Source organism: Photobacterium sanguinicancri (assembly GCF_024346675.1).
GTDB classification, from domain to species: domain Bacteria; phylum Pseudomonadota; class Gammaproteobacteria; order Enterobacterales; family Vibrionaceae; genus Photobacterium; species Photobacterium sanguinicancri.
The window spans coordinates 2,808,444-2,822,729 of sequence record NZ_AP024850.1 but is presented as its reverse complement, the minus strand read 5'-3'; the positions used below and the strand labels follow the sequence as shown (position 1 = coordinate 2,822,729).

14 protein-coding genes are annotated in these 14,286 nt (G+C 44.1%); 12 read left to right on the top strand and 2 right to left on the bottom strand.

The window, feature by feature from the left end:
• Positions 1-4 precede the first annotated feature (4 nt).
• Positions 5-1,129 (bottom strand): methyltransferase, encoded by a 1,125-nt coding sequence (locus OCU87_RS13100; protein WP_261857358.1) that lies wholly within the window; start codon positions 1,127-1,129, stop codon positions 5-7.
• 104 nt (positions 1,130-1,233) lie between these two features.
• On the opposite strand from OCU87_RS13100, the gene bolA reads away from it, so the two are divergent.
• The 10 genes from bolA (at position 1,234) to nqrM (ending at position 10,835) form a co-directional block, all read left to right on the top strand.
• Positions 1,234-1,542: a transcriptional regulator BolA gene (gene bolA / locus OCU87_RS13095; protein ID WP_062691046.1), complete on the top strand. Its 309-nt coding sequence runs from the start codon at positions 1,234-1,236 to the stop codon at positions 1,540-1,542.
• 414 nt (positions 1,543-1,956) lie between these two features.
• On the top strand, positions 1,957-3,042 hold the full coding sequence (locus OCU87_RS13090; protein ID WP_261857357.1) for a TRAP transporter substrate-binding protein: 1,086 nt from the start codon (positions 1,957-1,959) through the stop codon (positions 3,040-3,042).
• A 417-nt stretch (positions 3,043-3,459) separates the two neighbouring features.
• Positions 3,460-4,800 (top strand): Na(+)-translocating NADH-quinone reductase subunit A, encoded by a 1,341-nt coding sequence (locus tag OCU87_RS13085; protein WP_261857356.1) that lies wholly within the window; start codon positions 3,460-3,462, stop codon positions 4,798-4,800.
• A gap of 3 nt (positions 4,801-4,803) precedes the next feature.
• On the top strand, positions 4,804-6,048 hold the full coding sequence (locus tag OCU87_RS13080; protein ID WP_062692701.1) for an NADH:ubiquinone reductase (Na(+)-transporting) subunit B: 1,245 nt from the start codon (positions 4,804-4,806) through the stop codon (positions 6,046-6,048).
• The gene (locus tag OCU87_RS13075) at positions 6,038-6,832 is read left to right on the top strand and encodes a Na(+)-translocating NADH-quinone reductase subunit C (protein WP_062692702.1); all 795 of its coding nucleotides are present in this window, start codon (positions 6,038-6,040) and stop codon (positions 6,830-6,832) included. The genes OCU87_RS13080 and OCU87_RS13075 overlap by 11 nt, the downstream gene beginning before the upstream one ends.
• On the top strand, positions 6,825-7,457 hold the full coding sequence (locus OCU87_RS13070) for an NADH:ubiquinone reductase (Na(+)-transporting) subunit D (protein ID WP_062692704.1): 633 nt from the start codon (positions 6,825-6,827) through the stop codon (positions 7,455-7,457). Before OCU87_RS13075 ends, OCU87_RS13070 begins: the two co-directional genes overlap by 8 nt.
• A 7-nt stretch (positions 7,458-7,464) precedes the next feature.
• Positions 7,465-8,061: an NADH:ubiquinone reductase (Na(+)-transporting) subunit E gene (gene nqrE, locus OCU87_RS13065; RefSeq protein ID WP_048898159.1), complete on the top strand. Its 597-nt coding sequence runs from the start codon at positions 7,465-7,467 to the stop codon at positions 8,059-8,061.
• Positions 8,062-8,082: 21 nt separating this feature from the next.
• On the top strand, positions 8,083-9,306 hold the full coding sequence (gene nqrF / locus OCU87_RS13060) for an NADH:ubiquinone reductase (Na(+)-transporting) subunit F (RefSeq protein ID WP_062692706.1): 1,224 nt from the start codon (positions 8,083-8,085) through the stop codon (positions 9,304-9,306).
• Between the two features lie 275 nt (positions 9,307-9,581).
• Entirely contained in the window at positions 9,582-10,604 is a 1,023-nt protein-coding gene (locus OCU87_RS13055) for an FAD:protein FMN transferase (RefSeq protein ID WP_062687955.1), read from the top strand.
• 9 nt (positions 10,605-10,613) lie between these two features.
• The gene (nqrM, locus tag OCU87_RS13050; protein WP_048898162.1) at positions 10,614-10,835 is read left to right on the top strand and encodes a (Na+)-NQR maturation NqrM; all 222 of its coding nucleotides are present in this window, start codon (positions 10,614-10,616) and stop codon (positions 10,833-10,835) included.
• Between the two features lie 77 nt (positions 10,836-10,912).
• Here the strand turns inward: nqrM and OCU87_RS13045 are convergent, their stop codons facing one another.
• Positions 10,913-12,148, bottom strand: a complete 1,236-nt coding sequence (locus OCU87_RS13045) for a GGDEF domain-containing response regulator (protein WP_261857355.1) — start codon at positions 12,146-12,148, stop codon at positions 10,913-10,915.
• Between the two features lie 324 nt (positions 12,149-12,472).
• Here OCU87_RS13045 and OCU87_RS13040 point away from each other — a divergent pair, with 324 nt between their 5' ends.
• Positions 12,473-13,003 (top strand): outer membrane beta-barrel protein, encoded by a 531-nt coding sequence (locus tag OCU87_RS13040; protein ID WP_062687957.1) that lies wholly within the window; start codon positions 12,473-12,475, stop codon positions 13,001-13,003.
• A 195-nt stretch (positions 13,004-13,198) separates the two neighbouring features.
• The gene (dinB, locus tag OCU87_RS13035; protein WP_062688017.1) at positions 13,199-14,230 is read left to right on the top strand and encodes a DNA polymerase IV; all 1,032 of its coding nucleotides are present in this window, start codon (positions 13,199-13,201) and stop codon (positions 14,228-14,230) included.
• The last annotated feature ends 56 nt before the right edge of the window (positions 14,231-14,286 follow it).

Below are 14,286 nucleotides of genomic sequence, written 5' to 3'. Positions count from 1 at the left end.
CTGGTTATTTGCCAGATTTGTAAATAATAAATTTGTTATTTTGCGCAATTTTTTGAACGTTGCCAAATATGCGTTTCATTTTCTCATCGTATCCCAGTTGGCGGTTACCAATGACGATTAACTGCCCATTAGGGCGAAGAACTTGCTGCGCATCACAGAACATCTGCCAAGCAATATGATCGGTCACTGCATTCTGCTGATGAAATGGAGGGTTACACAGCACCATATCGGCCGATTCAGCTTCCAGTCCATCTAAACAGTTGTTGACGATAGCATGGATTTGTTCTGGGTTATCAAGGTTTAACTTGGCATTTTCGCCACATGATGCAACAGCCATGTAGCTTTCGTCTACGCTGGTTACTTTTGCCTGTGGGTTCAATTTGGCTGCTTTTAAGCTAATCGCACCATTACCACAGCCTAAATCGATAATATGTTTAAGGTTTGGATCTTGTGGAATATGGTCTAACAAGAAACGACCACCAATATCTAAACTTTCACCAGAAAATACATTAGCGTGGTTGCTTAGGGTTAAGCCGTGCTCTGGCACATCCCACGTTTTAGGGCTTGGCATCGGTTTCACGAGTGAGCTATCAGGTTTAATGAACACTAAACGTGCTTTTTTAACCGCTAATGATGTTTTGGTTTCACCTAAGTGCTTTTCACACAACTTTAATGTTGATGTGTGAATTTCTTTGGCTTTACCTGCACCAATAATGACGCAATCTTCCGGTACTAAGTGACATAACTGTTGCAGCTGCCAAGTAAGAAGACGGTTGTTTTTGGGTAGTTTGATCAGTACCAACTGCGGGTTTGCAGGTAAGTCTGCAAGGCAGTCGAGTTGTGTCACTTCTGGTAAATCATTTGCAGCTAAGTTTTGACTACAACCTTGCTGTGCGACGTAAGAGTCACTAATGCTGGTAACTTGGCCTTTTTCAGCAAGCCAACAGCTTAATGCGCCGAAACTATCATTAAAGATCAGGATCGGGCGCTGTGGGTCTAATACCATGTCATGAGTGTGATTGATCAGGTACTCATCTGCGGCATCCCATGCTTGCAGGGTTTCGTTTGTACGCTGCGGGTAACGAGCAAGCTTCAAGGTACGATCAAGCAGAGTTAGCACTGGTTTCATTACGGATAACTTTCAGGTATGTTTACGAATTATGGCTATTGTCGCAAAACCTTCGGGATGCGTCACATAGATTTTTCGGTCTGTTGATCCTTTCGGTGATTTACATGTTGCAAGAACGTATTATTGAAAAACTAGAACACGCATTTTCACCAGCTCACCTTGATGTTGTGAATGAGAGCTACATGCACAATGTCCCCGCGGGTTCTGAAAGCCATTTTAAAGTGGTGATCGTATGTTCCGAATTTGAAGGTAAGCGCCTTATTGGGCGTCATCGCGCGGTAAATGCTGTACTAGCGGATGAGCTGGCGAATCATATTCATGCGCTGGCGATGCACACCTATACACCAACTGAGTGGAAAAGCCTTATCGAAGGTGCGCCATCGTCACCAGCTTGTCACGGTGGTGGTAAGTAAAATCGACGCTGCTTAAATGTAGCGTATTCTCTTGAAGAGATAGCTATAATGCATACTATAAATCAGCCATGTGTAGTGGCTGATTATCTCTTTATCATTAGATTTTTCTTTCTTTCTTTCTTTCTTTCTTTCTTTCTTTCTTTCTTTCTTTCTTTCTTTTCTTCTTCCTATGCCCACTTTAATGTAACGCTATGCTCATGCTGGTGGCTTTTTGCGTGTGACTACTCAATTTGTGCCAAATATAGATAATCCTTTTGTCGTAAAGAGAGGGATTTTTGAAGCGCCAAGCATTATTGCAATTAAACATCTTCTATCATCAAAACCGAATCGTCATTCACTGGCTATACTGAGCGGGTAACGCTGTAGATAACCTCGTCTTGATAATTATAAAAAGTGCGATACAAGGAAGATTGAATGATAAAGCGGCTTTTTAGCGTAGCCTTTATAGTGGCTACTGTTCTGGTTTTAAATGCATGTGATCGTGAGGCCTCTTCCGATAACAATGCAGAAGCACCGCTCGTTGAATGGAAGTTAGTGACGTCATGGCCAAAAGGTTTTCCTGGACTCGGTTATGCCCCTGAATATTTTGCCGATCAAGTATCTCGCTTAAGTGGCGGTAAAATGATTATCAAAGTGTATGGCGCAGGTGAATTAGTGCCAAGTTTTGATGTGTTTAATGCGGTGTCAAAAGGCACAGCTCAAATGGGCCATTCAGCGTCGTATTATTGGGAAGATAAGATACCTGCTGCCTCCTTTTTTGCGGCGGTGCCTTTTGGCATGACCGCGCAAGAAATGAATGCGTGGCTACACTATGGTGGCGGGTTAGCACTGTGGCAGGAATTATATGCGCCTTATGGTGTCATCCCAATGTCTGGGGGAAATACAGGCACCCAAATGGGGGGCTGGTTCAATACGGCTATAAAAGAGAGTAGTGATCTAAAAGGGCTGAAAATGCGTTTACCTGGATATGGTGCTGAAGTACTTAAGCGCGCTGGAGGTATTCCGGTTAGTTTACCGGGAGGCGAACTTTTTACTGCACTTGAAACCGGTGCAATTGATGCGACTGAATGGGTTGGACCGTTTAATGATCTGGCTTTTGGGTTACACAATGCAGCCCGTTATTATTATTACCCAGCCTGGCATGAGCCAAGCACCAATATGGAATTCCTAATTAATAAAGATGCTTATCAGGCACTCCCTGATGATCTCAAAGCCATCATTGAAACTGCCGCTCGTGCGACTAGTCAGAATATGTTGGACGAATACACTGTCAAAAATGTTAACGCTCTCAGCGTGTTGCTCAATGAGCATGATGTTAAGCTAAAAGCCTTCCCTGAATCTGTTCTGTTGCACTTAAAAACGATTAATAATCAGTTGCTCCAGGAATTGAGTCAACAAGACCCTAATATTAAGAAAATTTATGCGTCGTATCAGCATTTTTTAATCGCGGTACGCGACTATGGCAGGGTCACCGATAATGCAGATGTAAACATCGATTAACATCGCGTAAAAACTGAGACACATTTTTTTTGAGCCAATTGCTGAGCACTTGTTGCGAGTGTTTATAACTTGTTTGTTTGTTGTTTGCATTTGGGTTCAAGTGGAAATGAGATGTACAAAAGCACTATCAGTACGAATTGTGGTTTAGTTCAAATTTATTCACTACTGTAAGTGTTGCCATCTCATTCATTGCCGATTTTAGCCCCGATCAGTACGGATTAACATGGTAAAAACCGTTCGATTAATGATAGAATCGCGGGCTTGAAAAAAGCTTATCACAATAAGTTGTGATGAGCTGGTTAATAGGATGTTGCGGCGTCGGTGTAGGATATGAAGCCGGCTTCGGACGATGGAAAGTCGTGTCTTAATTGCGCAATAGAAAATTTCTTTTTTCCCGTTAATGTAGTGCAAGTGCGTATGATTACAATAAAAAAGGGTCTGGATATCCCAATTTCAGGGACTCCTACCCAGGCGATAAATGATGGTAATGCCATCACACGTGTTGCCTTGCTTGGCGAAGAATATGTTGGTATGCGTCCTACCATGCATACCCGCGTAGGGGATGTAGTGAAGAAAGGTCAGGTTCTTTTTGAAGATAAAAAGAATCCTGGCGTTAAATTCACTGCTCCAGCCGCTGGTAAGGTTACTGAGATTAATCGTGGTGCTAAACGTGTTCTACAATCGGTTGTTATCGATGTAGAAGGCAACGAGCAAATCACATACAACAGCTATACCGCTGATCAACTAGCACAACTCGATCGTGCTGTTGTGGTTGAACAGTTAGTTGAATCTGGCATGTGGACAGCGCTTCGTACCCGTCCATTCAGCAAGGTGCCGGCTATTGATTCAGAAACAAAGGCTATCTTTGTTACTGCAATTGATACCAATCCTCTAGCTGCAAGCCCTGAGCTAATCATCAACGAACAAAGCGATGCGTTTGTTGCTGGTCTAACTCTACTTTCTCGCTTAACTAGCGGCAAAGTCATGGTTTGTAAAGCAGGTTCGAGCTTACCGCGTAGTTCTGAAGCTAACATTGAAGAACACGTATTCAACGGTCCACACCCTGCTGGCCTAGTTGGTACTCACATCCACAAGCTATTCGGTGCTAATGCAGCGAATGTTGCGTGGCACATTAACTACCAAGACGTTATTGCGTTCGGTCAGCTTTTCTTAACAGGTGAGCTATACACTGATCGCGTTGTTGCCCTTGGTGGTCCTGTTGTGAACAACCCACGTCTTGTGCGTACTCAAATCGGTGCTTCTATTGAGCAGCTAACTGATTCTGAGATGATGCCTGGTCAAATTCGTGTGCTTTCAGGCTCTGTTCTGAACGCGACGAAAGCGGTTGGTCCACTGGCTTACCTTGGTCGTTACCACCTTCAAGTAACGGCGCTTCGTGAAGGCTATGAGAAAGAATTCTTAGGCTGGATCGCACCAGGTAAAAACAAATTCTCTGTAACGCGTTCGTTCTTGAGCCAATTCTTCCCTGGTCAGTTGTTTAACATGACAACCACGACTAACGGTAGTGAGCGTTCAATGGTGCCAATTGGTAACTACGAAAAAGTAATGCCACTAGACATCGAACCAACACTGTTACTTCGTGACCTTTGTGCTGGTGATAGCGATAGCGCGCAACTACTGGGTGCGCTTGAGTTAGATGAAGAAGATCTGGCTCTATGTACGTATGTATGCCCAGGTAAGTATGAGTTTGGTCCATTGCTACGTGAGTGCTTGGACAAAATTGAGAAGGAAGGGTAATTCATGGGTCTCAAGAATTTCCTCGAAGATGTTGAACATCACTTTGAACCTGGTGGTAAACACGAAAGATGGTTTGCGCTTTACGAAGCATTCGCCACTCTTATGTACACTCCAGGCCAAGTGACGCGTACTGGTTCACACGTTCGCGATAGTATTGACCTTAAACGTATCATGATCATGGTATGGTTTGCGGTATTCCCAGCAATGTTCTGGGGCATGTTCAATACGGGTCATCAAGCAATCACTGCACTAAACCACATGTACGTTGGTGAACAACTGGCGACTGTACTTGCAGGCGATTGGCACTACTGGCTAACGCAAATGTTAGGCGGCACACTCACAGCTGATGCTGGGTGGGGTAGCAAAATGCTACTCGGTGCGACTTACTTCCTCCCTATCTACGCAGTGGTATTTGCTGTAGGTGGTTTCTGGGAAGTGCTTTTCTGTATGGTGCGTAAGCATGAAGTTAACGAAGGTTTCTTTGTAACTTCTATCTTGTTCGCATTGATCGTTCCAGCAACACTTCCACTTTGGCAAGCTGCACTAGGTATTACCTTTGGTGTTGTTGTTGCGAAAGAGATCTTTGGTGGTACTGGTCGTAACTTCCTTAACCCTGCGCTTGCAGGTCGTGCCTTCCTGTTCTTCGCATACCCAGCTCAGATCTCTGGTGATCTAGTATGGACTGCGGCTGACGGTTTCTCAGGTGCAACTGCGCTAAGCCAGTGGGCTAACGGTGGTCAAGCTTCTGTACTGAATACAGTGACAGGCGAAGCGATCACTTGGATGGACGCGTTTATCGGTCGTATTCCAGGCTCTATCGGTGAAGTTTCTACACTCGCTATCATTCTTGGTGGCGCAATGATCGTTTACATGGGCATCGCTTCATGGCGCATCATCGCGGGTACTATGATTGGTATGGTTGCAGCAGCGACTCTGTTTAACATCGTTGGTTCTGACACCAATGCAATGTTCAGCATGCCATGGCACTGGCACCTAGTTCTAGGTGGTTTTGCATTCGGTATGATGTTCATGGCAACTGACCCTGTATCAGCGGCATTTACCAATAAAGGTAAGTGGTGGTACGGTGCGTTAATTGGTGCAATGGCAGTGATGATTCGTGTAGTTAACCCAGCTTACCCTGAGGGTATGATGCTGGCGATTCTATTCGCGAACCTCTTCGCGCCTCTATTTGACAACCTAGTTGTTCAGGGCAACATCAAACGGAGACTAGCTCGCCATGGCAAGTAATAACGATAGCATTAAAAAAACGCTGATTGTTGTTGTCGCGCTGAGCCTAGTCTGCTCGATCGTGGTATCAACTGCAGCTGTTGCACTGCGTCCTCTACAGCAAAAAAATGCGGTAGAAGATGTTCAGCGTAACATCTTGTCTGTTGCTGGCCTGCTTGACGGTGCTGCAAACATTCAAGAAGCATACGGTCAGTTCATCGAGCCTAAGCTTGTTGACTTAAACACTGGCGAGTTTGTTGATCAAACTGAAGCGGGTCAAACACCTGCACAGTACAACCAACGTTCAGCTGCGAAAGATCCAGCACAATCTGTGAAGCTAAACGCTGAGCAAGATCTGGCTAAGATCATTCGTCGTGCAAACGTGGCGACTGTTTACCTCGTTAAAGACGCGAACGATAACATCGAGAAACTGATCCTACCGGTTCACGGTAACGGTCTGTGGTCTATGATGTACGCATTCGTTGCGGTTGAGACTGATGGTAATACTGTTTCTGGTATCACTTACTACCAGCAGGGTGAAACCCCTGGACTGGGTGGTGAAATCGAAAACCCGAACTGGCGTGCACAGTTTGAAGGTAAGAAACTGTTTGATGACAACAACCAACCTGCTATTCGCGTAGTGAAAGGTGGTGCAACCCCTGGTGATATCCACGGTGTTGACGGTCTTTCTGGTGCGACGCTAACTGGTAACGGTGTACAACACACCTTCGATTTCTGGTTAGGCGACATGGGCTTCGGTCCTTTCCTAGCTAAGGTTCGTAAGGGAGGCCTGAACAATGGCTGATGCTAAAGAAATGAAAAAGATCTTGTTTGCGCCGTTTCTCGACAACAACCCGATCGCGCTTCAGGTTCTTGGTGTATGTTCTGCACTAGCGGTTACTACGAAACTAGAAACAGCGTTTGTAATGACGCTAGCGGTAACGTTTGTTACAGCATTTTCTAACTTTTTCGTATCGTTAGTTCGTAACCATATTCCTAACAGTGTACGTATCATCGCGCAGATGGCGATCATTGCATCACTAGTAATCTTGGTTGACCAAGTACTAAAAGCATTTGTTTACGATATTTCTAAACAGCTTTCTGTATTCGTTGGCCTGATCATTACTAACTGTATCGTAATGGGTCGTGCTGAAGCATACGCAATGAAGTCTGCACCACTACCGTCGCTTATTGATGGTATTGGTAACGGTCTTGGTTACGGTTTCGTACTAATCACTGTTGGCTTCTTCCGTGAACTACTAGGTTCAGGTAAGTTATTTGGCATCGAGGTTCTACCTCTAGTATCTGACGGCGGTTGGTACCAACCAAACGGCATGATGCTACTCGCGCCATCAGCTTTCTTCCTGATCGGTTTCATGATCTGGGCTATCCGTATTATTCGTCCAGAACAAGTAGAAGCGAAGGAGTAAGGGGAACATGGAACATTATCTAAGCCTTTTAGTTCGTTCGATTTTTATCGAGAACATGGCACTTTCGTTCTTCTTAGGTATGTGTACATTCCTTGCGGTATCTAAGAAAGTAAAAACCTCTTTTGGTCTGGGTGTTGCGGTAATCGTTGTACTAACGATTGCGGTACCTGTAAACAACCTTGTTTACAACCTACTACTAAAAGATGGTGCGATTGTTGAAGGTGTGGACTTAAGCTTCCTTAACTTCATCACGTTTATCGGTGTAATTGCAGCACTTGTTCAGATTCTAGAAATGATTCTGGACCGCTTCTTCCCACCGCTATACAACGCACTTGGTATTTTCCTTCCGCTGATCACAGTTAACTGTGCAATCTTCGGTGGTGTATCTTTCATGGTACAACGTGACTACAACTTCCTTGAGTCTGTAGTGTACGGTTTCGGTTCAGGCACCGGTTGGATGCTTGCAATCGTAGCCCTAGCGGGTATTCGTGAAAAGATGAAGTACTCAGACGTACCTCCGGGTTTACGTGGTTTGGGTATTACATTCATCACTGTTGGTCTTATGGCGTTAGGCTTTATGTCTTTCTCTGGCGTACAGCTGTAATCAGGATAATAGGAATAGTCAATGGATATTATTCTTGGCGTAGTCATGTTCACTCTGATTATCCTGGCTCTAGTTTTAGTGATTCTTTTCGCTAAATCTAAGCTAGTACCATCAGGCGACATTACTATCTCAGTAAACAACGATCCGGAAAAAGCGATTACAACCGCTGCCGGTAGTAAACTACTTAATGCTCTTTCAGCAAGTGGTATCTTCGTTTCTTCTGCTTGTGGTGGCGGTGGCTCTTGTGGCCAGTGTCGCGTTAAAGTGAAATCGGGTGGTGGTGACATCTTACCGACTGAACTTGACCACATCACAAAAGGTGAAGCACGTGAAGGCGAGCGTCTAGCATGTCAGGTTAACGTTAAATCTGATATGAACATCGAGCTTCCAGAAGAAATCTTTGGTGTTAAGAAGTGGGAATGTGAAGTTCTTTCGAATGACAACGAAGCAACGTTCATCAAAGAACTCGTGCTTAAAATCCCAGAAGGCGAGGAAGTTCCTTTCCGTGCGGGTGGTTACATTCAGATTGAAGCTGAACCGCATCACATCAAATACGCTGACTTCGATGTTCCTGAGGAATACCGTGGTGATTGGGACAAGTTCAACCTGTTCCGTTACGAGTCAGTTGTTAAAGAGCACTCAATCCGTGCTTACTCTATGGCGTCATACCCAGAAGAGAAAGGCCTGATTAAGCTTAACGTGCGTATCGCAACGCCGCCGCCAAACAACCCAGATGTACCACCAGGTGTGATGTCTTCATACATTTGGTCTCTGAAGTCTGGCGATACATGTACTATTTCTGGTCCTTTCGGTGAGTTTTTCGCGAAAGAAACGGATAACGAAATGGTATTCATCGGTGGTGGTGCTGGTATGGCACCTATGCGTTCACACATCTTCGACCAGCTTCTACGTCTTAAATCTAAGCGTAAGATGACTTACTGGTACGGTGCTCGCTCTAAGCGTGAAATGTTCTACATTGAAGATTTCGATACGCTAGCTGCGGACAACGAGAACTTCGAGTGGCATGTTGCACTGTCTGATCCTTCTCCAGAAGATAACTGGGATGGTTACACAGGCTTCATCCACAACGTGATCTACGAGAACTACTTGAAAGATCACGAAGCACCAGAAGACTGTGAATACTACATGTGTGGTCCACCAATGATGAATGCCGCTGTTATCGGCATGCTGAAAGATCTTGGTGTAGAAGACGAAAACATCCTTCTGGATGACTTCGGTGGCTAATTAGCCCTTCGAGCACAATACATTGGCTGACTCCTTTAAGGGTCAGCCTTTTTTCATCTTGGCGCTCGTTATACCAATCTACATAAGTACTTGATCATTAAGTAGTGATTACTGGACCAATTACTTATCCAGATTTGTATTGTTGAATAAAAATATCCGTACGAGTTCTGTGAAATATCAGAATTAAGGGTGATTTGTTCAAGTAGCAACAGATCTAAGTCTATTTGCTGTGTATACACATGCAAAATATCCCCCTTCATTTTGGAGTTGGTTAAATGAAGAAGATGTTAAGCCAAGCTATCGTATTGATGGCAATGGTCCTTACTTTAGCGGGCTGTGGTGACAAGCGTGAGCTTATCCACCTCAATGGCTCAACCATGGGCACTTATTACTCAATCAAGTTGATTAAGCAAGAAGGCTTACCTGACGCAGAAACAATTCAGACTGAAATTGATCGTCGGCTAGAGTTGGTGAACGATCAAATGTCGACTTACCGTAAGCATTCTGAACTCAGCCAATTTAATCAACACACAGATGGTACGCCTTTCACCGTGTCGGCTGATACGGCGAAAGTAGTTGCAGAAGCTATTCGTTTAGCCAAGCTGACCGATGGCGCACTGGATGTTACGGTTGGTCCTGTGGTGAACTTATGGAGCTTTGGTCCTGAAGCGCGTCCAGAAAGTACGCCAACCGCAGCTGAAATTGCAGAGCGTAAAAAAATAGTGGGTATTCACCACTTAAGCATAGAAGGCAATACTTTAACTAAAGACATCCCAGAGCTTTATGTTGATTTGTCATCGATTGCAAAAGGCTTTGGCGTCGATGTTGTCGCAGATTATTTTGATGAGCTAAATGTAGCGGATTACTTGGTTGAAATTGGTGGTGAACTGAGCTTAAAAGGTTTGAACCAAGAAGGTATTCCTTGGCGTATTGCTGTTGAAAAACCAACAGATGATGGTTCACGAGCAGTACAAGAAATCATCGAACCTGGTACTATGGCTGTGGCTACTTCGGGTGATTACCGAAATTATTTTGAAGAAAATGGTGTTCGTTATTCACACTTGATCGATCCTAAAACCTGTAAACCTATTGATAACCATGTGGTTTCTGTAACGGTTCTGCATCCATCAAGTATGACAGCCGATGCGCTAGCAACAGCATTCTCTGTTATGGGCGAAGAGAAAGCGATAGAATTAGCAACAGCAGAAAATTTACCCGTTTTGTTAGTGGTGAAAACCGAACAAGGCTTTAAAGAATTCATGACAGATGCGTTTAAGACGTACCTGAAGAAAAAATAGAGAATCGTTATGGCGGTATATTTAACAACCTTCGCGGTCTTTCTACTGGTTATTGCAGCGATGGCTGTAGGCTATATTTTCCAACGTAAAACCGTCAGCGGTAGCTGTGGCGGTCTTGATGGTATTGGTATAGCCAAAGAGTGTGATTGCCCTGAACCTTGTGATGCACGTAAAAAGCGAGAAGCACGCGAGGCGCGTCAAGAAGAATGGAAAAAGAACCAGATTCTTTAATGCCAGATATTAGCTAAAGCAAAAGCCTGAGTTTGAACTGACCCAGGCTTTTTTGTTTGTGCTATCTGATGGTGTTGTTATTGTGAGGCTGTGGAAACCACTTGATTGCGTCCATTCTCTTTTGCGCAATATAATCGTTTGTCAGCGATAGATAAAAGCCCGTCTATATCAAAGCAGTCTCCATTGGCTGATACCGCACCCACACTCATAGTGACCTGAATTTGACTGTCGTTGTATGCGATTTTTTGTGCTTCTATATCTTGGCGTAATATTTCGAGTCGCTGATGGAATGAATCAAAAGAGCCACAGAGCTGAATACAAAATTCTTCGCCGCCAAAACGCGCTACGACCGCATCTTTAAAGTGTTTTTGCAGTAATTGGCTGATGTGTACCAATACGGTATCACCACCATCATGGCCATAAGTGTCATTGACCTTTTTGAAAAAATCGATATCCATCATGGCAATGTTTGGTTGATGGCAATGCGGCTTACATTGTTGATCAAAGAAATAGCGACGATTCCACAGCCCCGTAAGTGCATCTTGGTTCGCCATTCGGTAGAGCTTATCGGCAGTATCTTTCATGTTCAAAATATGATGAAGGCGACAGTTGAACTCTTCTTGATTAAAGGGCTTGTAGAGGAAGTCGTTAGCACCCGCTTTAAGAAATTGCGCGGTCATTGAGTCATCACTACTTGCGGATAAACCCAGAATAGCAATTTGGTTTCGACTGCGAATTTTACGCACATCACGGGTTAGGGTGATCCCATCTTTTTCTGGCATGTCATTGTCAGTGATGATCAAGGTTACATCGGGGTGTAGAGTCAGTTGGACTAGAGCTTCGCGCCCGTTTTCTGCCTCAATTACTGTTAGGTTTTGCCGCTCGAGCAGATTAACCAAGTAATTACGTACTACCGTAGAGTCATCGACCACTAAGACTTTGTGTTGATCATTCGCCTGAATGCGTTGTAACAGCGGTACTAGATAGGAGACGGATTCAGCACTGTCTTTGAGCAAGTAATCAAGTACGCCTTTCGCCAGTACCTTCTCACGAATGGCATTACTAAATTGTGCGGTGAGCACCACGGATTTAATCTCATGCCCTAAGACAATATCGATAATTTCGCCGTCTTGGCCATCAGGCAGGCAGTAATCAAGTACTGCACAGAGGAAATCGTTATCTTGGGCTATCAAACATTGTGCTTCAGCGATGGTTGCAGCAAAGATGGGAATAAATCCACCTTGTTGAAGTTGCAGCTGGAGAAAGTTACGAAATGTTTTGCTGTCTTCAACAACCAGAATACGATTGCACAAGTGGAACTCCTTGTTCGTTGGTGCCTTATTGATATGTCTGTTAGATTTTAAGCCCGTTCATGTTGCCAATGTAACTGACAAAGTCTCTGAGTCTGATGTTGCTCACAAGAAATGGCGTCATTAGTGAGTGTGAAATTATTTCACCTTGGCATTATTCTTTGTTCTCTCGCCTAAAAGGCTATTAAGTTGGCCTTATATTTCCTTATTTCTCGCTTGTTTCAATATTGCCTATGATGCGCCAACTGACTTGAGTTCTCATAACTGATGGGTGAAGGAGCTGCTAATCAAACGCTATGAGTAATATGAAACATTGAGGAAATAGAAATGAAAAAATTGGGCTTGGGTATGATTTTGGTACTGACGTCAATGTCAGGCATGGCTTATGAACAGCAAGGTAATCGTCTTGGGTTCGGTATTACTCATAGCCAAGTTGAGCAACTCGGTCATACCTATAAAGCGAACGCTGTAAATGTTGATTGGGGTTATGACTTTAATCAAGTGTTTAGCTTAAACGCTGGTGGGGTATTTCATACCACAGAAGATGTCTATGGGAATAAACCAATCACTGGCTATGTTGAGGCAGAATTTGGTCATGTATTTGATGTAGGAAGTGGATTTCACGTAAAGCCTTATGTTGCAGGTGGTTTAGCGATGACGACTCGTGAAAAAGAGATTGAAACACCAGATAGCAGTGGAGAGCATTTACAAAATGTTCAAGCTGGGGTTTCTGTTGCTGCTGGGGTGAGGGTTGTTGCATCATCTGGAATTTACATTGATACGCGCATAGGAAGGGTTAACTTTGATAAAGTTCGCGAAGAGAAAGCGGTAAACCTTTCGATTGGCTATAAGTTTTAAACTGATTATTACAAATTAACATTGAATATTGGCAGCTCTACTATGAGCAGCTTTGTTGGTATTCCTACTTCCTTTCTAGTGGGAAGTGCTTATAATTACACTGTATGTATAAACAGGTTTGGCGCGCGCGTAAGCCATAGCAACAGGTAATTGTAGGTGCAAGAGACACGGCAACGAAAAATCATTCATGTTGACATGGATTGCTTTTATGCAGCGGTCGAAATGCGCGATGATCCCAGTCTGCGTGATATTCCGATTGCCATCGGGGGGCGCTCTGAGCAACGTGGTGTGATCAGCACATGTAATTATCTTGCGCGTGAATACGGTGTACGCTCTGCTATGGCGACAGGTCATGCAATGAAATTATGTCCTAGTCTTACCTTGGTACCGGGTCGCATGGCGGTATACAAAGAAGTGTCTCAGCACATTAGAGAAATCTTTTCACGATATACCGATAAGATAGAACCGCTTTCTCTTGATGAAGCGTACCTCGATGTCACTGAGTGTGAATTACTGCATGGATCTGCCACCTTAATAGCTCAAGATATTCGTCGAACAATAGAAGAGGAGCTGCATTTAACCGCATCAGCAGGGATAGCTCCTATCAAGTTTATTGCTAAAGTCGCGTCTGATTTGAATAAACCGAATGGTCAGTTTGTAGTAACGCCCGATCAGATCCCTGATTTTGTCGCAGAATTAAAGTTAGAGAAAATTCCAGGGGTGGGTAAAGTTACGATCCAAAAACTGCACGATAAAGGGATGTACACCGGCAAAGACGTACAAGCTTATGACCGCCATTTATTATTACAACAATTTGGTAAATTTGGTCAGTCATTATGGTCTCGTGCTCATGGTATTGATGAGAGAGAAGTGGTGGTTGAGCGACAACGTAAATCGGTTGGCGTTGAGCGCACCTTCTCGGTGAATATCAGCGAGTATCAAGAGTGCTGGCAAGTGATAGAAACACTGTACCCTGAATTGGAAAAACGTCTGGTCAAAGTACGGCCTGAATTAAATATTGCGAAGCAGGGCGTGAAGATCAAGTTTGCCGACTTTCAACAAACCACAGTAGAGCATGTGCAAGCAGTATTAGATAAAGCGCAGTTCGTGGGTTTACTGCAAGAAGCGTTAACACGTCAGCAAGGGCGAGAGATCCGTTTGATCGGGTTGAGTGTCGGTTTAGAAACTGGCACCAAAGCACAACAGCTTTCGTTTGATTGGAATTAGAAACTGCTGAGTTACAAATGGTTTCAGCCAGACATAAAAAACGCCCGCAAACCTAG